The sequence below is a fragment of the Rhizobium tropici CIAT 899 genome (assembly GCF_000330885.1).
Classification (GTDB): Bacteria; Pseudomonadota; Alphaproteobacteria; order Rhizobiales; family Rhizobiaceae; genus Rhizobium; species Rhizobium tropici.
In genome coordinates this window covers 504,295-525,986 of sequence record NC_020061.1, presented here as the reverse complement: position 1 = coordinate 525,986, position 21,692 = coordinate 504,295, and the positions used below count along the sequence as shown (strand labels likewise).

The 21,692-nt window shown below is 59.5% G+C and carries 21 protein-coding genes and 3 pseudogenes; 12 read left to right on the top strand and 12 right to left on the bottom strand.

The window, feature by feature from the left end; all coding sequences use genetic code 11:
* Positions 1-2: 2 nt before the first annotated feature.
* The 3 genes from traD (at position 3) to RTCIAT899_RS22095 (ending at position 2,998) form a co-directional block, all read left to right on the top strand.
* The gene (gene traD / locus RTCIAT899_RS22105; RefSeq protein WP_004119826.1) at positions 3-218 is read left to right on the top strand and encodes a type IV conjugative transfer system coupling protein TraD; all 216 of its coding nucleotides are present in this window, start codon (positions 3-5) and stop codon (positions 216-218) included.
* Complete coding sequence (gene traG, locus RTCIAT899_RS22100; RefSeq protein WP_004119814.1) at positions 211-2,187, top strand: Ti-type conjugative transfer system protein TraG; 1,977 nt, start codon at positions 211-213, stop codon at positions 2,185-2,187. Before traD ends, traG begins: the two co-directional genes overlap by 8 nt.
* 232 nt (positions 2,188-2,419) lie before the next feature.
* The gene (locus RTCIAT899_RS22095; protein WP_004119813.1) at positions 2,420-2,998 is read left to right on the top strand and encodes a thermonuclease family protein; all 579 of its coding nucleotides are present in this window, start codon (positions 2,420-2,422) and stop codon (positions 2,996-2,998) included.
* 149 nt (positions 2,999-3,147) lie between these two features.
* Here the strand turns inward: RTCIAT899_RS22095 and RTCIAT899_RS33870 are convergent, their stop codons facing one another.
* Positions 3,148-3,324 (bottom strand): hypothetical protein, encoded by a 177-nt coding sequence (locus RTCIAT899_RS33870; protein ID WP_015342042.1) that lies wholly within the window; start codon positions 3,322-3,324, stop codon positions 3,148-3,150.
* Between the two features lie 361 nt (positions 3,325-3,685).
* On the opposite strand from RTCIAT899_RS33870, the gene RTCIAT899_RS22090 reads away from it, so the two are divergent.
* Entirely contained in the window at positions 3,686-3,943 is a 258-nt protein-coding gene (locus RTCIAT899_RS22090) for a WGR domain-containing protein (protein WP_004119812.1), read from the top strand.
* Positions 3,944-3,965: 22 nt separating this feature from the next.
* Here the strand turns inward: RTCIAT899_RS22090 and RTCIAT899_RS22085 are convergent, their stop codons facing one another.
* Entirely contained in the window at positions 3,966-4,265 is a 300-nt protein-coding gene (locus RTCIAT899_RS22085; protein WP_004119811.1) for a hypothetical protein, read from the bottom strand.
* A 179-nt stretch (positions 4,266-4,444) separates the two neighbouring features.
* Here RTCIAT899_RS22085 and RTCIAT899_RS22080 point away from each other — a divergent pair, with 179 nt between their 5' ends.
* From RTCIAT899_RS22080 to RTCIAT899_RS32510, 5 genes and pseudogenes are all read left to right on the top strand, one after another.
* On the top strand, positions 4,445-4,687 hold the full coding sequence (locus RTCIAT899_RS22080) for a hypothetical protein (protein WP_004119810.1): 243 nt from the start codon (positions 4,445-4,447) through the stop codon (positions 4,685-4,687).
* A 13-nt stretch (positions 4,688-4,700) separates the two neighbouring features.
* Positions 4,701-5,279, top strand: coding sequence for an ATPase (locus RTCIAT899_RS22075; protein ID WP_244441510.1), 579 nt, complete (start codon positions 4,701-4,703; stop codon positions 5,277-5,279).
* 121 nt (positions 5,280-5,400) lie between these two features.
* A pseudogene (locus tag RTCIAT899_RS22070) lies at positions 5,401-5,568 on the top strand (HU family DNA-binding protein); the annotation flags it as partial.
* A gap of 610 nt (positions 5,569-6,178) precedes the next feature.
* The gene (gene ltrA, locus RTCIAT899_RS22065) at positions 6,179-7,699 is read left to right on the top strand and encodes a group II intron reverse transcriptase/maturase (protein WP_004119807.1); all 1,521 of its coding nucleotides are present in this window, start codon (positions 6,179-6,181) and stop codon (positions 7,697-7,699) included.
* A 93-nt stretch (positions 7,700-7,792) separates the two neighbouring features.
* Positions 7,793-7,912 (top strand): annotated as a pseudogene (locus RTCIAT899_RS32510) (HU family DNA-binding protein); the annotation flags it as partial.
* Between the two features lie 72 nt (positions 7,913-7,984).
* On the opposite strand, the gene RTCIAT899_RS22060 reads toward RTCIAT899_RS32510, so the two are convergent.
* The 9 genes and pseudogenes from RTCIAT899_RS22060 to pmtA form a co-directional block, all read right to left on the bottom strand.
* Positions 7,985-8,293: a DUF736 domain-containing protein gene (locus tag RTCIAT899_RS22060; protein WP_004119799.1), complete on the bottom strand. Its 309-nt coding sequence runs from the start codon at positions 8,291-8,293 to the stop codon at positions 7,985-7,987.
* A gap of 624 nt (positions 8,294-8,917) precedes the next feature.
* The gene (locus RTCIAT899_RS22055) at positions 8,918-9,841 is read right to left on the bottom strand and encodes an ArdC family protein (protein ID WP_028755179.1); all 924 of its coding nucleotides are present in this window, start codon (positions 9,839-9,841) and stop codon (positions 8,918-8,920) included.
* Between the two features lie 301 nt (positions 9,842-10,142).
* Complete coding sequence (locus RTCIAT899_RS22045) at positions 10,143-10,730, bottom strand: hypothetical protein (RefSeq protein WP_004119792.1); 588 nt, start codon at positions 10,728-10,730, stop codon at positions 10,143-10,145.
* A gap of 382 nt (positions 10,731-11,112) precedes the next feature.
* A pseudogene (locus RTCIAT899_RS22040) lies at positions 11,113-12,076 on the bottom strand (ParB N-terminal domain-containing protein); the annotation flags it as partial.
* Positions 12,077-12,413: 337 nt separating this feature from the next.
* On the bottom strand, positions 12,414-13,157 hold the full coding sequence (locus tag RTCIAT899_RS22035; protein WP_004119790.1) for an NYN domain-containing protein: 744 nt from the start codon (positions 13,155-13,157) through the stop codon (positions 12,414-12,416).
* Positions 13,158-13,541: 384 nt separating this feature from the next.
* Positions 13,542-13,736, bottom strand: a complete 195-nt coding sequence (locus tag RTCIAT899_RS33980) for a hypothetical protein (RefSeq protein ID WP_028755183.1) — start codon at positions 13,734-13,736, stop codon at positions 13,542-13,544.
* Complete coding sequence (locus RTCIAT899_RS22025) at positions 13,733-14,245, bottom strand: DUF1419 domain-containing protein (protein WP_210305302.1); 513 nt, start codon at positions 14,243-14,245, stop codon at positions 13,733-13,735. Before RTCIAT899_RS22025 ends, RTCIAT899_RS33980 begins: the two co-directional genes overlap by 4 nt.
* 111 nt (positions 14,246-14,356) lie before the next feature.
* Positions 14,357-15,460 carry a DUF3991 and toprim domain-containing protein gene (locus tag RTCIAT899_RS22020; protein ID WP_240535449.1) on the bottom strand — a complete coding sequence of 368 codons (1,104 nt, stop codon included), beginning with the start codon at positions 15,458-15,460 and terminating at the stop codon, positions 14,357-14,359.
* 1,188 nt (positions 15,461-16,648) lie between these two features.
* Complete coding sequence (gene pmtA / locus RTCIAT899_RS22015) at positions 16,649-17,239, bottom strand: phospholipid N-methyltransferase PmtA (RefSeq protein ID WP_004119780.1); 591 nt, start codon at positions 17,237-17,239, stop codon at positions 16,649-16,651.
* Positions 17,240-17,873: 634 nt separating this feature from the next.
* Between pmtA and RTCIAT899_RS22010 the strand changes: the two genes are divergently transcribed.
* From RTCIAT899_RS22010 to RTCIAT899_RS22000, 3 genes are all read left to right on the top strand, one after another.
* Positions 17,874-18,959, top strand: coding sequence for an extracellular catalytic domain type 2 short-chain-length polyhydroxyalkanoate depolymerase (locus RTCIAT899_RS22010; protein ID WP_004119777.1), 1,086 nt, complete (start codon positions 17,874-17,876; stop codon positions 18,957-18,959).
* A 578-nt stretch (positions 18,960-19,537) separates the two neighbouring features.
* The gene (locus RTCIAT899_RS22005; protein WP_004119775.1) at positions 19,538-19,996 is read left to right on the top strand and encodes an Hsp20 family protein; all 459 of its coding nucleotides are present in this window, start codon (positions 19,538-19,540) and stop codon (positions 19,994-19,996) included.
* 94 nt (positions 19,997-20,090) lie between these two features.
* Positions 20,091-20,600, top strand: a complete 510-nt coding sequence (locus RTCIAT899_RS22000; RefSeq protein WP_004119772.1) for an Hsp20/alpha crystallin family protein — start codon at positions 20,091-20,093, stop codon at positions 20,598-20,600.
* Positions 20,601-20,730: 130 nt separating this feature from the next.
* Here the strand turns inward: RTCIAT899_RS22000 and RTCIAT899_RS21995 are convergent, their stop codons facing one another.
* A complete protein-coding gene (locus RTCIAT899_RS21995) occupies positions 20,731-21,447 on the bottom strand; it encodes a hypothetical protein (RefSeq protein WP_004119769.1) in 717 nt (238 codons plus the stop codon).
* Between the last annotated feature and the right edge of the window lie 245 nt (positions 21,448-21,692).

Here is a 21,692-nt window from a genome sequence, read left to right as displayed (position 1 = left end):
GGATGCGAAGATCCACGACATCAGATGCCCGCAAGAAGGACACGCGCGAAAAGATCGAGCTCGGCGGCCTGATCATCAAGGCGGGGCTGCGCTACGAGAAGCGCGCGCTGCTGCTCGGGCTCCTCATCGATGCCGCCGCGCGCCTGAAGGGAGACGCACAGGAGCGCTCACGGCTCGCCGCACTCGGTGCTGAAGCGTTCGGAGAGAGAGATGACTAGGATCCTGCTGTTCGTAGCGCCATGCGCGTTGATGATGCTGATGGCCATCGGCATGACCGGGACCGAACTGTGGCTATCCCACTTCGGCAAGAGCGATGCCGCCCGGCAGATGCTCGGCCGTGCCGGCATCGCTCTGCCCTATGTCGCCGCGTCCGTCGTCGGCATCATCTTTCTGTTTGCGAGCGCAGGCTCCGCGCGGATCAGGACGGCAGGATGGGGCGTTGTCACGGGCGCGACAGCGACGCTCGTCCTAGCGGTCCTGCGCGAGGCATCGAGGCTCTCCGCGTATCTCGAACAAGTCCCGGCCGGCAAAACCGTCTTCAACTATCTCGATCCCGCGACGGCGATCGGGGCTGCTGCCGTGCTGATGTCGGCGCTGTTCGGCATGCGTGTGGCGATTGCCGGCAACGCGACATTCGCGAGGGCCGAACCGAAGCGCATCGTTGGGAAACGGGCGCTGCACGGCGAGGCCGACTGGATGAAACTATCGCAAGCCGAAAAGCTGTTTGCCGAGAGCGGCGGCATCGTCATCGGCGAGCGCTACCGGGTCGACCGGGATAGCATCGCGGCACCATCGTTTCGCGCCGACAGCGCCGCGAGCTGGGGAGCGGGCGGCAAGTCGCCGCTGCTTTGCTTCGACGGCTCGTTCGGCTCGTCGCACGGCATCGTGTTCGCCGGATCCGGCGGCTTCAAGACGACATCGGTCACGATCCCGACGGCGCTCAAGTGGGGTGGCGCGCTCGTTGTCCTCGATCCTTCGAACGAGGTTGCGCCAATGGTGTTGAAGCACCGTGGCGACGCCAACCGCGACGTCTTCGTGCTCGATCCGAAACACTCGGAAATCGGCTTCAACGCGCTCGACTGGATCGGCCGGTTCGGGGGAACGAAAGAGGAGGATATCGCCTCCGTCGCATCGTGGATCATGAGCGACAGCGGTGGCGCGCGTGGGGTCCGTGACGACTTCTTCCGCGCCTCGGCCTTGCAGTTGCTGACGGCTCTCATTGCCGACGTTTGCCTCTCAGGCCACACGACGGAAAACGACCAGACACTCCGGCAAGTACGCAAGAACCTGTCCGAGCCAGAGCCCCAACTGCGCCAGCGGCTGCATGAAATCTACGACGATTCGAATTCGGATTTCGTCAAGGAGAATGTCGCAGCCTTCGTCAACATGACGCCGGAAACCTTCTCGGGCGTATATGCCAACGCGGTCAAGGAAACGCACTGGCTGTCCTATCCGAACTACGCCGCGCTGGTCTCGGGAACTTCCTTTTCGACGAGCGATCTGGCGGACGGAAAGACGGATGTCTTCATCAACATCGATCTCAAGACGCTGGAGACGCATGCGGGCCTGGCGCGCGTCATCATCGGCGCGTTTCTGAACGCGATCTACAACCGCAACGGAGAGATGCAGGGAAGGGCACTGTTCCTTCTCGATGAGGTGGCGCGCCTCGGCTACATGCGCATCCTGGAGACCGCGCGCGACGCCGGCCGTAAGTATGGAATCACGCTGACCATGATCTACCAGTCGATCGGCCAGATGCGCGAGACCTATGGCGGCCGCGATGCGGCGAGCAAATGGTTCGAGAGCGCAAGCTGGATTTCATTCGCCGCGATCAACGATCCCGAGACTGCCGACTACATCTCACGCCGCTGCGGCATGACGACCGTCGAGATCGATCAGGTCAGCCGCAGTGTCCAATCGAAAGGATCGTCGCGCACGCGGTCGAAGCAACTCGCCGCCAGGCCGCTGATCCAGCCGCACGAGGTGCTGCGCATGCGGGCCGACGAGCAGATCGTCTTCACCGCCGGAAACGCGCCGCTCAGATGCGGACGCGCGATCTGGTTTCGGCGTGACGATATGAAGGGGTGCGTGGGCGCGAGAGCGTTTTCGAAAGCAGCGAACCCCGCAGAGAATTCGCCCGATCGGCCGGCGCGCAGCGCAGCGAGCAAGGCCGATCGAGAACAATGAAGAGTATCGGAGAAATCAGCGTGGGCGTCCGCCGAAGGGCGGGATTTCTGGAATTCTCGTCGTGCAAGGAGCGGGAAAAAGCGCAGCCGCAGGAGCCTCAACATAGTGGCCCACACCGGGGAGGCGGGACCGACTGCGCCCGCTCCTAAACTCCATCTGAGGCCGGCTTGTTCGTAAAGACAGAAGAAACCGGGCTCGACGTAGATTGATGCGAACAGCAGAGGACAGGCACGTGGCGAAATCGAATGTGGTGCCGTTGAGACCGCGGCGCAAATCCGGCCGCGGGAGCGATCGATATCGGCCGCAGCGAAAATTCCGAACTGGACAGAACGGCCCGCGCAAGTCGCTGATGGCGGTCATCTCAGCCATCATCATTGGAGCAGGCGGATGGTTTGCGTTTGCCGGCGCCGGCGATCTTTCTGGCATCTTAGCTTTGGCCAAGGCGCCGACAACGGATACGTCGCAGGCCACGTTTTCGTTGTGCGGCGAGAGCGTGCGAATGAACTGCGTCGTCGATGGCGACACTTTCTGGTTTGGGGGAGAAAAAATCCGCATCGCTGACATCGACACGCCGGAGCTCAGCCCACCGCGCTGCGAGGCGGAACGGATCAAGGGCGAGGCAGCGAAAGCGCGCCTGCTGGCGCTTCTGAACGCCGGCAAGTTCTCGTTGTCAGTAGGCTTGCGGGACGAGGACAAGTATGGCCGAAAACTCCGGACCGTTACACGGGAAGGGCGCTCGCTCGGCGACCGCCTCATCGATGAAGGTCTTGCCCGGCGCTGGGACGGCGCAAGACATGGATGGTGCGGGTGAGGGGCTGCGAGAGGATCGCACCTGGATGGGCGGAGACCGTTTTCGGGCACCGTGAGCATCGCGAATAGAGCCGTGCGCCGCAGGCGTCTCGCCCAAGAACCGTCGGCTTTGCACGACCGAGGCCCGATATCCATCTGTTGATAGTCACGTTAGCGCGCTCGTGACCCGCGATAGTAAAAGCGCTCGACCAGCGCAGCACCCAGAACCGGCAGCAGCGCCAAGACCGCAAGCTGGAACATCCCATCAAGGCCGAAGAGAATGGACACAGCGACCGCGACGATGGCGCCCAACAATGCGCCGATGACATAGGGAAGATAGCCTTTCATGTGACATCCTCATGCTATTTTCGAAATTTATGATCTTCTCGGAGGTGAAATCCCGGCGAAGTGAGAAACCTGCGCCAGCGCACGCCTAAAAAAAGCGAAGCTCCCTGAAATTAAACCTCTATCATCTGATGTCGGCGGCAGTCGAAGACGCTCATTGTGCCAAGCCCAGCCTCGAAAGGAAATCCCGCGGAATTGGTTTAAGTTCCTTATCGATGGTCGCCATCCGCACGGACCGTCATCAGGCAAATTCGAGCAAGGCCATCGTGTCCGGTCGCAGGTCATCAGCGATATGAATCGATCCTTGCCGACCGATTCATAAGTCTCGTTGGACGCGATTCCCGGCATAGGCGATTCTTGTCTCATGATCGCGCAACCGTACCATCTTTATGTCGAACGCTCTGACGCCGCCAGAAACATGGCGCGCTACTACGCCATGTCGATCGAGCCCAACCTGTTCGGGGATGTCTGCCTGCTCCGGAAATGGGGCCGCATCGGCACGAAGGGTCAGATGATGGTCCACCATTTCGGGCGGGAAGAGGAAGCAGTCGAACTGTTTCTCGACCTGCTGCGGCAGAAACGAAAGCGCGGCTATCGTCCACGCACCTCCGTGCCAACATGAGAATGGCCCGCCGAAGCGGGCCTCATCGGCGCCTGTTCCAGTCGGTCTCGAAGGACATCTCGATCTCGACGAAGAACGGGATCTTGACGCCGAACATATTCCGGTTCCGTATCGCACCGAAAAAGCCGGCGGCAGGCTCGATGTCTGTCGTCGGCTTGCCTATCTGGCCAGTCGGCCCCGCCTCACGGTGGGGCGTTTCCGGCTCAGTCCCGGTTGGTGATGAAAATTTCGAAGCGCCGTTGCGGGTAGCGAGCGAGGCGCAGCCGGTCCGCGTCAGACGTGCCCCATCGAGGCGCCCCTGGAGCCACGAATAACCAGACAAAGGGACATGACAGTGGCGGCCCACGCCTGGTAGATTTCGCAATGCGATTCGGCTGCTTCGCCTTCAACGTGAAGCCGTTCGCTCTCATAGCAAGGCTCGCACACCCTCCAGTCAAAAGCCAACAGGCTCTTTTCGGGTGGGAAAATGATTGCTATATTTGCGGAAAGGTTGGAGCAGACATGGCCAAAGTCGTCGTCAAAAAATTTGGAAGTGCCAAAGTCGGCGTACGCGATACCGCGGTCACGCAGAAACGCGTGCGTGACGCAGGTACCGGGCAGTTTCTGACTGTTCGGACGATCGACGCGCAGAGCAAGACGCTCGGAAAAGATCTGAGCTACGTGTTCAGCAAGAATGTCGCCAAGGCGCGTCGCGAGAACAAGGCTGTAACTGGCGTCCTTGATCGTGCTCCCATCGAAGATTGAGCAGCCAGTCTTCCTGATCATCGCCGGGCCAAATGGCTCTGGGAAAAGCAGCGTGTACGAGAATGCCGACCTTGAAATGGAAGGTCGCTCAGTCTGGATCGTAAATCCGGATCTACTGGCTGCCAGAATCAGCAAAGTCGAGTCCAGACCGCCGCTGGAAGCCAACCTAACCGCGGTTCAACGGATCGAGTCTTGGCTTGAAGCGTCGATCAACGTCCACAAAACAATCGGCGTCGAAACAGTCCTGTCGACAGAGAAGTATCGACGTCTCGTGGTAGCGGCGAAGGCGCTCGGATTCGCGGTCTGGTTCTTATATGTCGTCGTCGATAGCCCCGAGCGCTCGATCGAGCGGATCAAGTTGCGCGTAGCCAAAGGCGGACATCCGGTACCCGACGAAAAAGTCCGCCAGCGGTACCAACGGTCCCTTGAGCAATTTCCCTGGTTTCTGGAACAAGCCGACAAGGCCTGGATCTGGGACAACAGCGGCGCAAAGCCGAAAACGATCGGCGAGAAGTCTGATGGGGTCATTGAACTCGACGTGCACGCTCTGGAGGTCGTTGCCAAAGCGGTTCGGTCCATCGCAACCGAATAAGGAGTCGTGATTCCGCACTTTCTGTGGAGAACCGTCGATTGTCTGGCCTCCAGATAGGTGTTTGCGTGACAGGCTGCGGCTCCGGTGGAAATGATTTCCTTCTTGAAACGAGGAGAAATCGATGACCACGACAAATGAAATCGCTGACAAGATCGCGTCAGACCACGGCCTGACGAAGGTGCAGGGAAAGGCGATCGTCGAAGCTGTATTTGCGGCGATCACGGCCGCTGCCACCTCCGGCGCCGAGACGTTCATTCCCGGCTTCGGGAAATTCAAGGTGAGTGCGACGTGAAAGTCGCCTAAGTAATTGTTTGTACGGGATTTATATTCCGGGACAAACCTGATGTTCCGTCATCAGTAGCCTACCGGCACATGCGGGACTGGTAACGGTCCGGTTTGAAGCTGCCGGGACAATGTAGCCGGGCCTTCGGGCCATGCCGATGTCGTGAGGCTGAGGCATCTTCTGCGAGCATCAATGCGGATGGGGCGCTAGGCTGGGTGGTATGATCAATGCAAATGAACTGCTGATAAACGTCGTGAAATTTGACAAGCCAAAGATGCTGACAGGCTTGAACCAAAAGGTGTGCGGTCGGATGCTTCTCTTCACTTTGGAGGCACACGGACGAAGGACCGCCGGCGGATAGGCAGGGTCTAACCCGCCCGCGTTATTTAGGTGAAACACGGTAAACCCGCATCGTCGCCCGGCAATGGGCAGGCCGACCGCAAGGAAAGTTGTTGGCGGTGCGGGCAGAGGATGTCGGAGAAAGCGAACGCCGGACTGTAATGGTTTGGACAGGGGTTGCGGCTCGCCAACATCACCCCGCCCGAAAGGGAGCAGACTTCCGACGGGTCTCCCGTCGCGAGAGAATGTGCAGAACCCTCGGCAGGAGGACAGGCAAATGACGGTCACAACAGTGACTGGTGCGGCCTCCCGCGAAGCGGCGAGCTGGGGCCAGATTGACTGGCGCAAGGCTTACCAACACGTGCGACGGCTGCAGATGCGTATTGCGAAGGCAGTTAAGGAAGGTCGCTGGGGCAAGGTGAAAGCCTTGCAACGGCTGCTGACCCACTCGTTCAGCGGCAAGGCGCTTGCGGTGAAACGGGTTACTGGAAATCAGGGAAAGAGAACACCCGGAGTGGACCGGATCATCTGGGACACACCGGATAAGTGCGTCAGAGGATTATTGTCGCTCAAACGGCGTGGGTATCATCCTTTGCCGTTGAGGCGGGTATATATCCCGAAAGCAAACAGCAAGAAACTGCGTCCGCTCGGTATTCCGACGATGAAGGACAGGGCCATGCAGGCACTTCACCTGCTCGCTCTGCTACCTGTCGCGGAAACGACGGCAGACCCTAATTCGTACGGTTTTCGACCGTATCGAGCAACCCGTGATGCGGCCCGGCAGTGCTTTATCGCGCTGCGCGGGCGCGGCACGGCGGAATGGGTCTTGGATGCGGACATTGCTGGCTGCTTCGACGAAATCAGCAAGGACTGGCTCATCGCCAACATCCCCATGGACAAGGTGGTGCTCCGGAAGTGGCTGGACTCCGGTTACATAAAGGACGGTGACTGGCACGCGACGAAAGCGGGAACTCCGCAAGGGGGAATAATCTCGCCCACGCTCGCCAACATGGCCTTGGACGGAATGGAAAAGATGTTACGGGACTTCTACGGCCCAAGACGTCGCAACAGCCTGACCAAGGTCCACTTGATACGTTACGCCGATGACTTCGTCGTCACAGGTGCTTCAAAAGAAGTGCTGGAGGAGGCGAAATCTATGGTCGAGGAATTTCTGTCAGAACGGGGCCTGTCTCTGTCTGAAGAAAAGACTCGCATCGTGCGGGTCGAGGAAGGTTTCGACTTCCTCGGCTGGAACGTGCGCAGATATGATGGGCATACCCACATCAAACCCGCCAAGAAGAACGTGGTGGCGTTTATGCGCAAGATCCGAACTATCACCAAGGGTGCCGCCGATGTGAAGCAGGAGTATCTGATAATGTCGCTAAACCCGGTCATAAGGGGATGGACCAATTATCATCACAACCAGGTGGCGAAGGAGACCTTTCGCAAGGTCGATCATCTCATCTGGAAATGTCTCTGGCAGTGGGCCTGTCGTAGACACCCGGACAAGCCGCTTCGCTGGGTGAAGTATCGTTACTTCGCTCGGGAAGGTACACGAGACTGGGTATTCCGCACCGGGATGAAGGATAAGGCAGGAAACTTCAAGTTCATCCGCCTCATCCACGCATCCGACGTACCGATACGTCGCCACTGCAAAATCCGCGCCGAAGCGAATCCTTTCGATCCCATGTGGGACAGCTACTTCGCCGGAAGGCGCGGTCTGCCGTCGGAAGTTACGGATCGGCCCGGTGATTCCACATCTCATACCGATGCACAGGAACTGGCGGCTCTGGTCTAACAGGGCTTGGCGGAGGCTTGAGCTGTATGCTGGGAAACTCGCACGTACAGTTCTTAGGGAGGAGCGGCCCGGCAACGGGTCGTTCCTACCCGACAGCATACCCCGGAGCGCGAAGGCCGCAATCCGTCGACCGGTGCGGCGATCAAGGTTGCTGCGGCAAGAAAGCTGGGCTTCCAGCCTGCCAAGGCTCTGAAGGACGCCTTGAACACGTAAGGGTTTGCGGACCGCTGAGCCGGCCTTTAACCGAGAGATCGACGGCCCCGCTTTAGCGGGGCCGTCTGCGTGTCAGTCCCGGTTAGGGCGGGACCAGATCAGCTGGTAGCCCTCTTCGCCCTCGACCTCTGTGAGCGTCGCGTAGATCGGGGCAGGGAAGCTCGGATCGTCGAGCTTGACCGAGAGGTAGTCGCGGTCCTGCTCGGAGCGCTTCTGCCAGGCCGCGCCCAGCTCGACGTTGCCTGCGTAGATGCGGAAGTGCGGGCCCTTGTCGGAGGGGTTTTCGATGCGGGCGATGCGGGCCTTGACGTTGAGGGCGAGCGTGCGGATCGATCCGTTGAAGCCGGTTTCGGAGGTGGTGAAGGTGCCGATGGTTGCCATTGTCGTATTCCTTTGCTGTCTCGGGCCGCGCCCATCGCGGCCTCGATGGCTGTCGCAAGGATCGGGGACGATCGGTCCGCACCCGTAGGGCCGAAATGAAATGGCGGGCGGCCAGGAGAAGCTTTGTTGCTCCGCGAGGAATGAGCGCATCGCGCTCAGCGGAAGAAAGTTTCGCAAGGCCGTTGCGGGAAGACGATCGAGGCGAAGCCGGTCTTCGATCAGACATGCCTCATCGAGCCCGCGAAGGACGTGGCTTGCTGCAGTGCTCGAAGGGATATGGCAATGGCAGCCCGTCCCCGGTGCCTGCCCGGACGCTACAACGATCAGTCCGCTGTCTTGTCCACATGCCTAGCCCAAACCTCGCAGAACCACCCAGCGTGAGGGCGTTGCATTGCCCGCTCCGCGCTATCGCGGCGCCTCGCGAACCGTCGCCTGAGGATCTATACGTCAGCAGACAAAGCCGTTTATCGTCGAAATCAAGCCGTCCCGGAAGCTCAAGCCGATCGACCGGACAACCTCGATCTGGGGCAAACTGGACCTCGCGGCTGATCGTGACGCGCCCCCCGACCGACGGGCAAGAGTTGCCGACCGCTGGCGAGGCCAACGACCGGCGCTGACAAGTCTTCACGCGACGAGCCGCTCGTCGGCTGCGGCGAGCTGCAGCGAATGCAGGAACGCTACGGCCCGTTGCGCATGCGCCGACGCCTGGAATATCGCCCGTCTGTCGTCGGTCAGGACCTTAAGCCAGGAGTCGAGGTAGGAGGCGTGATCGGGGCGGGGCTCGAGCTCGGGAACAATCCCGAGATCGGCGCAAAGGAAGCAGCTACCGAGCTCCGCTATCAGTTCCTCGCGGGCTCGCTCGGATTTGTCCTTGGCATAGCGGCTGAGGTCGCGAGCGAGGCGGTGGGCCGGCGCCGTCCAGTGCGTGACCTCGTGGCTTAAAGTCGCGTAGTAGCTTGCCGCATCCTTGAAGCTCTCAAATGGTGGCATCTGGATGAGATCGGCGGCAGGCGCAAAGAAGGCCTGGTTGCCGCCATGGCGGATTGCAGCGCCGGTGTCGCGGAAGAACCGATCGGCATGCCCAACCCGTTCAACCGGATCGAGAACCGGTGCCGGCCGGTGATGATACTGGTCGGGAAGTCCGTCGATCTGTTCGACGTTGAAGACGCTGTAGGCTTTCAGGAAAGGGATCTCCCGCTCGACCTCGCCGCCGTTCCCGTCGGTTTCGGACTTGGTGAATCGGCTTGCGAAGACGACGGTCGTGCCGGTCTCGCCCTTGCGCACTGCGCCGCTCAGTTCCAGGGCCTGCTTGAACGTCATCCATGTGGATGACGTATAACCCCGTGTGATACCCTCCGACCATAAAAGCAGCACGTTGACGCCAGAATAGGGTTGCCCGTTGTAACGCAGCGGGCGGGTAATGTGGCCTGCCGTGTTCGCCGAATTCCATGGTTTCATCCAGGGCCGCACGCCTTTCGCCAGGTCTTCGATGATCCTGTCGGTGATGCGGCTGTAGAGATCGCCCCGCTGATTTTCTGTCTTGCTCATATCCAAACCTCCGTTTCAAGGCCGCGCCCGTCGCCGCCCGTTACGGAGGGCGAAAGCAGGAGCAGATCAGCCGGTGGATGCACCGGAACAGCCGCAACGCAGTGGAGGACGGCGAAGCCGTTGCATCCGCCGGCGGCTCCTGCAGACCCGACGAAGGAACGGGCGGCGACGGGCGTGCCATCGGCTTCATTTCTTTTTCCTTGCTGGCCGGGTTCGCAAAACGACAACAGGCCGGTCCCGCCATGGAACCGGCCGGCTCGAGTTGATGGAAAAGGCGGGGCCGGAACCCCGCCGGAAGTGGCTAGTCGAAGGCGGAGATCTGCGCTTCGGCAGCCTTGCGGTCGAGCGCGCGGCCCGGTTGTTCGACGGGACGGTCGAACGGTTTCCAGCTCTCGCCGATCACCTGGACATAGGCGGCGACGGCGCCTTCCGCCGCCATTCTGAGCGAATGGGCCTGTATGCCCATGTCGGCGGCAAATTCGCGCTTACGCTGGGCGGCGCTGTCATAGCCGACGGGACCGTCGAGGTCCTCGTCCCGGGCATCGTTGGCGGCCTTGGCCGTGGCATCGCGTGCCTCGGTGACCGCGCGGCTGTAGAACTGGCCGGCGCCATGGGCGGAGCCGACGTAGGCGCCGACGATCCGTTGCAGGTGGATCTGCATGGCCTTGTCGCCAAGGCCGTCGCCGAGCGCGTCGGCTGTCTCCGTGACGAGCCGCTCGTGCAGGTCGCGGATGCCGTCGCTGTCGATGACGGCGGTTCCGAAACTCTCGGCGATCTTCAGCGCCTGCATGGCGTCGGGGCAAGTCAGCCGAACCATGTCGACGGTGGCGCCTTTGCGCAGTTGCACGACACGCGTGGATTGCCGGGATGAGGGAGTGGACTTGGCCATGGTCGTTTCCTTTCGAGGTCGTCCGAAGCGGCTCCGGCCCCATGCCGGCTTGCCCTTCGGTGCGGTCACCCCGGACCGGCGGAAAGACGGGCGCCTCAAGGTCCGGCCCCTCCTGGACGAGCGGAGCCGGTTTGCGTGCGAAGAGGGCAACCTGTCCTCGATAAAGCACGCAAGCCTGCTCCGTGAAGGACGGCGGGGTCCGGCCGCTCCGCGGCGCGATAGCGGCCTGGAAGCGCACGGCCGCCGGTTCAGACCGCAGCAAAACGAAGGGCAATCCGGCATGGGGAGGAAGGTGACGTCCTCAAATCAACGACAGGCGCTCCCACGAAAGGCTGGTGGCGCCGAGGCTGCGCTCGCCCTCCTTGCGGATCAGCCGGCCTCGGCTGTTACGGGCCTCCTCCGCCCCATCAGCTGCCGGGCCGGTCTGACCGGTGGGCTTCCTGACCTCCGGCATCCGGCAGTGGACGCTGTGCACCTTGCCCTCGCGATCGCGGTACAGTCGCCTTTGCCTGGCTTGCCGTAGACGCGTTCGGCTTTCTTCGGCAGGTCCGGCTGGCCCCAATTGTTGACTTCGACGATGGTACCCTTCTTCGGCACGTTGCTCGCCATCCATTCCTGCTGGGCGCCAAGCAACTCTTCGACATTGGTGGTATAGCGATTGTCCTCATCGGCAGGGCCGAACAGGTCCTCCGCCCACTCGATCCCATAGGCCTGGCGCAGATCGTCGCCGAAGCTTGCATCACGTGCATACATACGGGTCTTTGTGAGACCGTTGGCGATCTGCCACCAGGCCGCCGTTCGCCTTTCTTCGGCTAGTGGGCCTTCCAGACCTCTTTTTGCTCGTCGTGCGAGGCGGCCGCAATCGTTCTGAGCCGCTGCTCGTTCGGCATATCGCCCTTGGCTATCTGATCGAGCATGGAGGGCAAGAGGTTTGCGAGCAGACGAAGCTTGCGGATCTGGCGGACGGGAAAGGCAAGCGCTACGGCGACCGCCTCCTCGGTCCAGCCGAGCGCGACCAGCCGCTCGATGCCGCGCATTGATCGATGGGATTAAGGCACAAGCTATATTCTCGGTCATCGAGCGCATCGCGCCGTTGTCGTTGGCCACCGCGACCACGACCACGTCGATTTCCTCGATACCGGCGGCGATCGCCACACTGGTGGGGCGGTGACCGGCTTCGATGATGTAACCGTTGCCGCCGGCTTCCGGGAAATGACCGGCGCTGGATCACGCCGACGGCCTTGATCGTCGCCAAGCAGGGCGTCGGCCTGGGGCGTCGACTTCGACTGGCGCGTGTTGTCGGGGTCGTCCTTTAACGCACGCGGATCGACCTTCATCAATTGCATGGGATATTCCTTTTCGAGGATTGGACAGGCCTCTGCCTGTCCTTCGCGTCTTCATTCCTTCCGAAGACACGACCCGAAGCGCGGAGCGGGCAGCCGGGTGCAACTGCGGCCGAGCATCGCTGCCGCGAAGGACGAGCGGAGCTGACAGCCCTGCGAGGACCAGTGGCCGCCATTGCGAGCGGCGCGGTTGAGCGTCAGCGACGCCCGGCTACTCGATCTGCGAGTAGTCTTCCTCCATCTTTTCTTCCATTTCCATTCGCCTATCCCTTGCTCTCTCACCACAAAGCTTGGAGGATGCGGCGAACCAAAACGTGCTGATGGAGACCCGTACTAAACGTCACTTGGCGCTTTTCTTGGCAGAAGGTTGTTTGACGCGGATGCGCAGAGGTCTGCTGTCCGAATGGTCTATCTCGAACGCATTTGTCTTCTTCACGAGGTCGCTGAGCTTCCTGAATCCATATGTTCGGGGATCGAAGTCTGAAGAGAGGTTCGCAAGCTGCGTTCCGACTGCGCCGAGCGGCACCCAACCATCCTCACTCTCCATCTGCGCGATGACCTTTCTGATGATCGGCGCCGCTGCACTTGGCGGCTGGAGCGAAGGAGTTGCCTGAGTAGCATCGCCACCATTTGTAGGCGCTGAAGAGAGGAGGTTTTCAGTGTAGATAAACCTCCGGCACGCCTGGCGGAAGCTTTCGGGCGTTTTCTGCTCGCCAAAACCGAACACATCGATGCCTTGCTCACGGATCCGAGAGGCGAGGCGTGTAAAATCGCTGTCGGAGGAAACAAGGCAAAAGCCGTCGAAGCGCCCGCTGTGGAGGAGGTCCATGGCGTCGATCACAAGTGTGATATCAGAGGCATTTTTACCGGTCGTGTAGGCAAATTGCTGCTGCGGAATGATCGCGTGCCTGGCAAGGACGTCGATCCAGGCTTTCGAGCGAGCGTTTGCGAAGTCACCGTATATGCGTCGGACGCTCGCCTCGCCGATTTTGGCTATTTCCTCGAATAAGCCGTCAACGATCTTGGCCGACGCATTGTCAGCGTCAATTAGTACAGCAAGTCGCGGTGAACGTGTTTCAGGCATTCGATAGCTCCAATCTGTCCTAATGGACCGAAGACCACAAGATGGACAAGGGGCCCATGCCTCACAAGCCCGAAAGTGTCAGATGCTATCGGACCACGCGCAGTTTGCTGGCAAGGGGAGTCGCGTCAGGATCGTGCGCGGATAAATCGTCGGATGACCTGAACAAAAAAAATGGGCCAGCGAAAACCGCGGCCCATGAAGCGTGAAGGTCAATAAACCTCCAGAGGGGAACAGCTGCTGCGGCGGCACTGGGAGGAAATCCGCCATGTGCATCAGCTGTGTGCACTATGATTAATTTTTGATCGGAAGGAAAACATTTATTGTGCAATGCAGCTATGCGCGTGCTGCACCGCCACGGACGACCCATCGAGACGGGCTTGATCGTCAAGCGGCGTCAGACGTCCCCGCCGTTTCCCCGCGCGCCGCGGTCGCCAGGACCTCATCGACCTCCCGAACCTGTTGGCGCTTGTCGGAAAGGTCGTCCGCGAACGCGAACATGCCGCCGTCGCGCGAGCGATAGGAGACAAGACCGCCGCTCGGCCTCGTGCAAGCGATACCGATAGCGCTCCTGCGCCTCATCGACACCGTCGAGCGCATGCTCGAGCCGTGAAACCGCGCCGAGCGGCGTCATGGTGACGGCAAGATCGAGCTCCTGGGTTGCGCCGGTGCGCTGCAGCAGGGTTGTGTAGTGATAGCCGTCGATTGCGGTAACCGCCATACGTCGCGGCATCGGCGCTGCCGCGCGCAACCAGGTCGCGCACAGATGCGATCGGCGCGGGGAGGTGGCGCAGTTGGACCGGCAGCTTGGCGGCGACTTCGTCGTACACCTTGTCGGAGAGGTCGCAGTAACCGTGGAAGTAACGGATCGCCTCGTCGATGCGCAGCGCGAAGAACACGTATGTCACCGAGCCGGTGAGGAATTCCCGCATCGCGAACAGCGAGCCGCGGATCCAGAGCGGCGGCAGGATCTCGAACATGTAATCGTGCTCGGCCTCGGGGATTTCGAACCATTCGCCTGCATAGAGCGGAGTTGCGTCACGGTCCCGACGATCGGGTCGCTGGACGTGGCGGTCGAACGTGGGAAACATCTGCTGGCGGCTTGCGACGCCCTGAAACACTTGCGGAGGGAAGAGGCCATTTGCGGCTCCTTGCGCGGGCGGACCAAGCGCGGCTCAGTCCTCTCGACCCTGCCATCTTCTTCAGTCCTTCGTGATCCGTTTCCTGCCGCCGGCATCGCGACCTCCCGCATCCAGGGCTGGCTTTAGCCGGGAGAAGCCTCCCTTGACGCGGCCGGCTCGCCTGCGGCACGCCTCTTCCTCTTTCGCTTCTTCCTCCAATTTCTGTTTCTCGCTGCCCCGCTTCGGGCGTAGCTTCTGAACTTCGTTCCAGTCTTCTTGTGACGGGCGAAGTCGCATCCAGTCGCATCCCGCCTCCTCGGCAAGTGCGCGTAGTCGCTCGGCAAACATCTCGCCTTGTGGGTTGGCGTCGGTGGCAGCGACAAGCTGGACGTTGGGGCCCGACGCAAGCCTGCGGAGTGCCGCGGCCGTGGTCGGCGACCAGCCGCCGCCGGTGCTGAGGTAGAGTGTGCCGTCTCGCAGGCCCTCGATTGCCGCAAGGCTCATCGCGTCGATCGCAGCTTCCGTGACGGCCAGTCGCACCGCTGCACGCGACCCCAGACGAAAGAGAACCTTCGTTCCTCCCGAGGCGAACCCGCGGTATTGCGGACCGCGCGCCTCCCAGCCTGTGACACCGCCTGCCTCGTTCGTATGGGCGGCCCACATGGTGCCTTGCGGACCTTCGCGAAGAAGGTTGCGTTTGATCGCCGAGCATAAAAGAACCGTCGGCAGGCAACGCACGTCCTGCAGGTACCGCCATGTTGATGAACCCCGCCAGGGGCGGCGGCGCGCCTGCCAGCGATCGCCAAGCGGAAGGTCGGATTGGCCGTCCGGAATGCCAGGCTGCCACTCAGCCTTGGAAATATGGAAGCCTATGAGGTCCGCGACCTTTGCGACGCATGCCGAAAAGCCAACACGGTCAAGGTGCTCGACCAATCCAAAGATATCGCCTTTCGCATCGCTGAGCGGATCGAACCATCCACGCCCTCCATGCGTCACGATGATGATCTCACTGCCGCGGCGGTACTTGACCGCCCGCCGGGTGCTTTCCTTGACGTCAATGGCAAACCCGTTCTTATCCAGCACGGCGGCGCAGCTTACCTTGTCGCGAAGCGATTCTATTTCTCTTCTCTCCATTTTCCTTCCGATCGCGAAAGCGATCGCCTCCTGCTCGTCAGTTCTATTCATCGGCCACTTCAGCGGCCGCGAAGAGCAAAGGACGCAAGGGCGCGGCTGGCAATTTGGTGAATCGTGCAAGGTCGACCGCGGCGAAGCCTCCCTTGCGGCCTGCCGCTCGCTAGCGGCACGCCGCAGGCCATGCCGCCGGCTCAATGCCAAGGCGTGTATTCATGGACGATCTCAAGATCGTTCATCGGCGTCGATTGCGTCGGACGGCAGGACGCCGTTATCCGCCGTCGACGGAGAAGAGGGTGACCGGGACCATCAGGTTGCGGGAGAGCTGGAAAGCGTGGGACTGGGCGAGTGAGAGATTCGTGCGACATGTGAGTGGTTCCTTCGGAGCGGCCCAATTCCCGCTCGATCACTCCACAAAAGGCCCGCCCGGGGAGGGCGCGATCACCGCTGCGCGACGCGGAAGCGGCCGCAGCATGGCTAGCGGACCGCTCGCGGGTGGAAGATCCGGAACCGGGCCAGGACTCCATCAACAGAGAGCGGGATTGGACTGGTTAGGGAGGTGCCTCACGCAACGACGCTCGACTGCATCGACCAGGTCACGATCTGCGGCCTGCGGTCTCGAAATGCCGGGCGGATTTCATCGGCCGCCTGCCTGCGCGATGCCATCGTATCGACCGGCTTATGGCATATTTGAACTCGGTGATTCCCCTGATGAGAGAGGATTGAGATAGCCAACGATATCAGCATCGGAATGTCTTTGTTCTTAGCTTAGAGGATGGCCGGGAACAGAGGTTGCCGACTTCTATGAGGCCGCTTTTGGTGCCCAACAGATCGACTTTTGCAATCTGGATGGCGCTTTGGCGGGCTTTGCAATGCGCTTTGGCGCAATGCCCGTTGCAGTCGCTGGATCCAATCCCCGGCGCGAGCAACACCCTTCTTACGGCGGCCCTTTTTCCCGAAAGCGCTGGGCAGTCAGCGCCATTTTCACGATCAACGTGATGACATTGAGCAAACCGCCGGCGCGGTGTGACTGCCGGAGCGATTGTCCGCGATGAGATAGAGACGGACATTTCTTGGCCGCCGCGAGGCCTCGATCTTCGATCGTTCGGCCCGCTCTGGGCGCTGGTCGAACGAAGGGCAGCGCGCGTCTGGAAAGCCGCCCAAGCGCTTTCCACATCGGTCGCGTTCGTCATCAGCCCAGCGATCAAAACTTTTCGATCAATGTTTATGAGATGGCCGAGGTCATCTCGTCTTTCGGTAGGTCCAAAGTTGTGCCGGCGGAATGTTGCGCATCATGAAAGCCAGATGACGGACCTCGTATCCGGCGGGAAGCGCGACGACTGGAGAGAGCAATCCATAGGTGATTTGGACGACGGGCCGCCCTGTCGGAATCCGTTCGAGAAGATCGAGGATCAGCGACAATCGCTTTGAAGGCGGCAAATGAAGGAGGGGCACAGCGGAGATGACGCAGTCGAACTTTGCACCTCGCTGAGCGCCCAGAACGAGATCCAGCGCAAAGGCGTCTCCACATCGAACGTCGACCTCGGGAAACTCCTGCTGAAGATGCCGACAGAACTCGGGCGAATACTCGATGGACAAGAGCTCCTTGGGCCCAACGCCGCGCGCCAGGATCTGTTTTGTGATTACGCCGGTTGCCGGACCCAGTTCAAGGACAGGAAGGCTGGAGAAAGGATCGATAACGCTTGCCATCTTCTTTGCCGTCGCAACGGAAGTGGGCGTTATGGCGCCTACCGCTGTGCGGTCGCGCTTCCAGCCCTTCAGGAACGCGATCTCATCCTTGAACTTCAACCCCAGCCGCTGCCGCACGCCCATTTTGCCTCCGCTTTGACACCCGATCAGAATCATGGGAGCGACAAACACCGTCAAAATGCGACAAATGCAAGCCCGGCGGCGGCATTTTCAGCTCAACATCGCCTTTTGCTCATAAAAGAAACCCGCGGCGAGCACCATTCACTACCAAGCCACGCCCTTTGGGCGCCTTGGTTCTCCGGTTCAGACCGGCATACTTCGAAAGAAATGCCAGCTTTACCATATTCTCGGGAGTTCCATCACAGTTAAAGCACACTCACAATGATCGCTGAGGGCTCCCCGATCAGGCTGTCAACGAACCAATCAATTCGTCACGTCTCCAAAAGCGAGCGACATACGATTTTGTCGGAATACGTCGACGCGGCGCACGGGCGAGGAGCCATGCCCCGACATTTTGATGATATGCCGTTTTTGGTGGCATGAAATTTGTACGAAATCAGTCGTGGAGGAATGCACCACGACATTCGATCCGAGGTTGGGCATCTTCTATGTTTAGCAGCGCGGCAACAATTGCAATCGAATCTGTGGCTTTCGGCAGGGGCAGTGAACCGCATGCGGCACGAAAAGCCTCCTCTGACAATCTGGTCGCAAATTTAAGGGCGCGACCAAAGCTATTCCCGCAAAGGGGTATGAGGGTATGAGCGCAAAGATTTTTCCGGATTGGAAGAAAACCAGGTTTTGTAGCCTGGTTAAACGAATTGTCACCGCAAGTTTCAGCCTGCTGCTGCTGACCGGGGTGGCACAAACCCAAGCGCTGCCAAAACTGAAGATCGATCGCAACGCGATCTCGGTGTCGGGCCTATCATCGGGAGCGTTCATGGCCTCGCAGTTGCAGGTCGCGTATTCATCAAGTTTCATGGGAGCCGGCATTGTCGCTGGTGGACCTTATTTTTGCGCTATGGGCAATCTCACCTATACGGGAATCTGCATGGGCCAAGTGCCGCGCGTTCCTCCAAATCCTGCGATGTTGTTCGCTGCGGCGGAAACGTCTTCGCGGATCGGCGCCATCGACCCGCTTTCCAACCTTGGATCAAAGAAGATTTACATTTTCAGCGGTACGGCCGATACGATCGTCAAGCAAAGTGCCGTCGATGCTAGCGTCCAGTTTTTCAAATTGGCCCGAGTTCCCGATTCAAACCTCGCCTATGTCAGCAATTACCCTGCCGGTCACTCGTTTGTTTCGAAGGTCTTCGGGAATTTGTGCCCGACCAACGCAACGCCGTACATCAACGAATGTGTGAACGATCCCCCAAATACTGCCAACGACAACAATTACGACCAGGCTGGCGCGATTTTGCAGTTCATCTATGGCAAGCTTAACCAGCCGGCCGCCAAACCAACTGGGAAGTTGAGGGCGTTCGACCAGAAACTCTACGGGGCCGCCAACCCGGTGTCGAGCATGGCGGATGTGGGGCATGTCTTTATCCCCGACAGCTGCGGCAAGCCTAGGGCCAACTGCAAACTGCATGTTTCCATCCATGGCTGCCGCCAATCGCAGCAATCGATTGGGGACGATTGGTATACCAAGCTCTATCTGAATAACTGGGCGGATACCAACGGTATCATAGTGCTGTATCCGCAAGTCAATAAGTCACTCCGGAGGCCGTATAATCCCCGGGGTTGTTGGGACTGGTGGGGCTTTACAGGCAGCAACTATGCGATCAAGGGTGCTGTCCAAATGGACGCCATTATGAAGATGATCGCTGCTCTGGGCGCCCTCTGACGGCGAAGCGCCAAGACACCTGCAGTTATCGCCGTGGCGACATCCGTTCTCCTTGGGTGGACCGAGTGTTACCACACGCGGGCATCATAACCGCGTTGCGCCTTGGGGCCGAGCTTAACCTTGACCATATTGGCGAGATTCGACGCCCTACGGCATCTTCTCCCGAGCGTTCGAAAGGAATTTCACTTCAGATTACCATCGTTCGAGAGATCGAACGTGACGACCTTCTGCGCATGGACAAAGAGGTTCTTATGAGTTTCTACGCGCGGCATCGGAATGAAAATGACGCGCGAACTGTAATCCATTTGGCATCGCGCCAACCTATCTCGGTTTTGATTTTTGCGGTTTTAACACGATGGTGAGATTCCAAAGCTCTCGAACGTCTAGATTTCTAACCGTATGAACTTATAGTGATTGTTTGAGTCACTCCCGCTCGAAAAGTCTTGCGCGCCCTCTTGACCCTACCTCGCTAGCTACCCATTTCATCTGTCGTCGACGCCAAAAAGAGTCGACTACGTCAGGGGCGCCGAGCTTCTTGGCGTTCCTCGTATCTATGTTGCTCCGTGGAGGATGTAGCTATGAGAACAAACCTCGATCTTACCCCTTTCTATAGGTCCAGCATCGGCTTCGACCGCATATTCGATCTTCTCGAAAATGCCAGCGTTAACGCCGACAAGTGGCCGCCTTTCAACATCCTAAAACTCGGCGAAGACACGTATCGCATCGCGATCGCGGTGGCAGGTTTTGCCGAAAGCGAACTGACGATCACCCACGAGGCAAAAATGCTCGTGGTGAACGGCGCGAAGTCCGAGGACGACGAAGCACTGTATCTGCATCAAGGCCTTCCCGTAAGGTCGTTTGTGCGCAGATTTGAGCTGGCTGATCACGTGATCGTCGAAGGAGCAAAGCTCGAAAACGGGCTACTCCTCATCAATCTCAAGAAGGAAACACCTGTGGAGATGAAGTCGCGTCGGATTGCCATCCAAGCCGAGACTGCCAAAGCCGCTTCAAAGCAGATTGAGGGCGCCAAAGCCTAGCGTGATGCGCACCTGCTTACTCCTCGGCTGTTCCCGAACCGCCAAGGACGTCATCGCACGACAGGAGAAAAAAACCGAAGAAAGGATGATAGTCATGAGTGTACGTGACCTGATCCCATGGAGCCGTGGCAACAGCCAGGTTCCGAACGTCTATCGTGGCGACGACATAGACCCGTTCCTGTCGCTTCACCGCAATGTCAACCGTCTGTTCGACGAAGTCTTCCGCAGTTTCGGTCCGCCATCGTTGTTTGGTGGCACATCGCCGATTGGCGCCGAGTGGCCGCACGTAGAGATCAAGGAGAATGACGACGAAATCCGAGTGATAGCGGAAATTCCGGGCATCGATCCAGAGGATATCGAGTTGCTGCTGAAAGACGGCGTGCTTACGCTTCGTGGTGAAAACAAGTCCGATACCGAGGACAAGGATCGCGGGTTCAGCGAGCGTTATTACGGACGCTTCGAACGGCGACTGGCTTTGGGTCGCCAGCTTGATGAGAGTAAGGTCGCCGCAACGTTCAAGAACGGCCTTCTTACGGTGACGCTGCCGAAGACCGAGAAGGAGCGAGCCAACGTCAAGCGGATCGCCATCGACAACACCGAATAATACCGACAGCTGCAAGCTCGCCGGGTACAAACGCACCCGACGAGCTTCGGCAACGGCGACGCTGTCTTACGGTCGCGATCGAAAATACCATCCCGGGCGCTGCGCTTTTGGTCGCAGCGCCAATGGGCACTTAGTGGGTAAGCAGAGGTGGAGGCGGGAAGTCCAATACATTGCTCGTATAGCTTTCGACCAGCGCACTGAACGGAGTGCCGTCCTGAAGCTTCAGCACTGCATGATGTTCGAGAAGAAAGGGCGGTAGTATAAGAGATCCCGTTGCGGGTGTCGGTAGTTCCTTTTCCACGTCCCATCCTTCTGGAAGAGGGGACCACAGCAAATTGGAAGATAGATTTGTGCGGGTGAATTTAAGAGATTGGACGGCTCTGCCAAAGGCAACGTCGCTCGTATTCAACGCTTTATTCATGTCCATTGTCAGCCTTGCCGGAACATACCAATTGTCAGCCTCAGAAAGGACGCGATTGCCGCAAACGAGGCGGACATGTCGGTAGGCGATGGGCTCGTCGGGGCCGACCGCCAGAAGTTCTCGGATGCGGCTATTGACGGGCTTGTCTCTCCCGCGTACCCGCTGTGCAACGATCTTAGAACCTTGCGGTGCGAGATTGTGTCCGGCACACCACCGGTCGAGCGTCAAAGTGGCACTAGCATTACTCAGGAGAGTTGCATTCAAGGTCTGGAGAATCGCAAGCGCCTCAATCCGTGCCGTTGGCGTGTTTGGCCATTGCACCGTGGTGAACGATTCCTGCGCCGATATGCTATGCGCGGCCAGCATGATCGCAGCAGCAGGTGCAAATGCGATAACCCGTATAAACTTCCAACAGTAAATTGACACGAAAAGTCATCCTTTGTGCGAGTTTGATGAGCGGTCGAGACGATATTTATTGCCAGGGAGGCTTTCCCACAAGAACGCTCGAAGGTGACTTCTAAAAGGCTGTGTGAGCGGACCTACCGTCCCGCTTTCAAGGTTTCCGTAGATACCTGGCACCAATGATGGCTGCTGAGCGCATCATGACGGACGTTACCTCTGCCTTGGGAAACCGGCCGGTTTATGTCCGAGGCGGCACCCGTCGTCCCAGC

Excerpts from the sequence above, each read along its gene's own strand:
- traD (WP_004119826.1), top strand. The coding sequence starts at position 3 with ATGCGAAGATCCACGACATCAGATGCCCGCAAGAAGGACACGCGCGAA.
- traG (WP_004119814.1), top strand. The coding sequence starts at position 211 with ATGACTAGGATCCTGCTGTTCGTAGCGCCATGCGCGTTGATGATGCTG.
- RTCIAT899_RS33870 (WP_015342042.1), bottom strand. The coding sequence starts at position 3,324 with ATGAAAGGCTATCTTCCCTATGTCATCGGCGCATTGTTGGGCGCCATC.
- RTCIAT899_RS22090 (WP_004119812.1), top strand. The coding sequence starts at position 3,686 with ATGATCGCGCAACCGTACCATCTTTATGTCGAACGCTCTGACGCCGCC.
- RTCIAT899_RS22080 (WP_004119810.1), top strand. The coding sequence starts at position 4,445 with ATGGCCAAAGTCGTCGTCAAAAAATTTGGAAGTGCCAAAGTCGGCGTA.
- ltrA (WP_004119807.1), top strand. The coding sequence starts at position 6,179 with ATGACGGTCACAACAGTGACTGGTGCGGCCTCCCGCGAAGCGGCGAGC.
- RTCIAT899_RS22060 (WP_004119799.1), bottom strand. The coding sequence starts at position 8,293 with ATGGCAACCATCGGCACCTTCACCACCTCCGAAACCGGCTTCAACGGA.
- RTCIAT899_RS22055 (WP_028755179.1), bottom strand. The coding sequence starts at position 9,841 with ATGAGCAAGACAGAAAATCAGCGGGGCGATCTCTACAGCCGCATCACC.
- RTCIAT899_RS22045 (WP_004119792.1), bottom strand. The coding sequence starts at position 10,730 with ATGGCCAAGTCCACTCCCTCATCCCGGCAATCCACGCGTGTCGTGCAA.
- RTCIAT899_RS22035 (WP_004119790.1), bottom strand. The coding sequence starts at position 13,157 with ATGCCTGAAACACGTTCACCGCGACTTGCTGTACTAATTGACGCTGAC.
- RTCIAT899_RS33980 (WP_028755183.1), bottom strand. The coding sequence starts at position 13,736 with ATGAGGCGCAGGAGCGCTATCGGTATCGCTTGCACGAGGCCGAGCGGC.
- RTCIAT899_RS22025 (WP_210305302.1), bottom strand. The coding sequence starts at position 14,245 with ATGTTTCCCACGTTCGACCGCCACGTCCAGCGACCCGATCGTCGGGAC.
- RTCIAT899_RS22020 (WP_240535449.1), bottom strand. The coding sequence starts at position 15,460 with ATGAATAGAACTGACGAGCAGGAGGCGATCGCTTTCGCGATCGGAAGG.
- pmtA (WP_004119780.1), bottom strand. The coding sequence starts at position 17,239 with ATGGGCGTGCGGCAGCGGCTGGGGTTGAAGTTCAAGGATGAGATCGCG.
- RTCIAT899_RS22010 (WP_004119777.1), top strand. The coding sequence starts at position 17,874 with ATGAGCGCAAAGATTTTTCCGGATTGGAAGAAAACCAGGTTTTGTAGC.
- RTCIAT899_RS22005 (WP_004119775.1), top strand. The coding sequence starts at position 19,538 with ATGAGAACAAACCTCGATCTTACCCCTTTCTATAGGTCCAGCATCGGC.
- RTCIAT899_RS22000 (WP_004119772.1), top strand. The coding sequence starts at position 20,091 with ATGAGTGTACGTGACCTGATCCCATGGAGCCGTGGCAACAGCCAGGTT.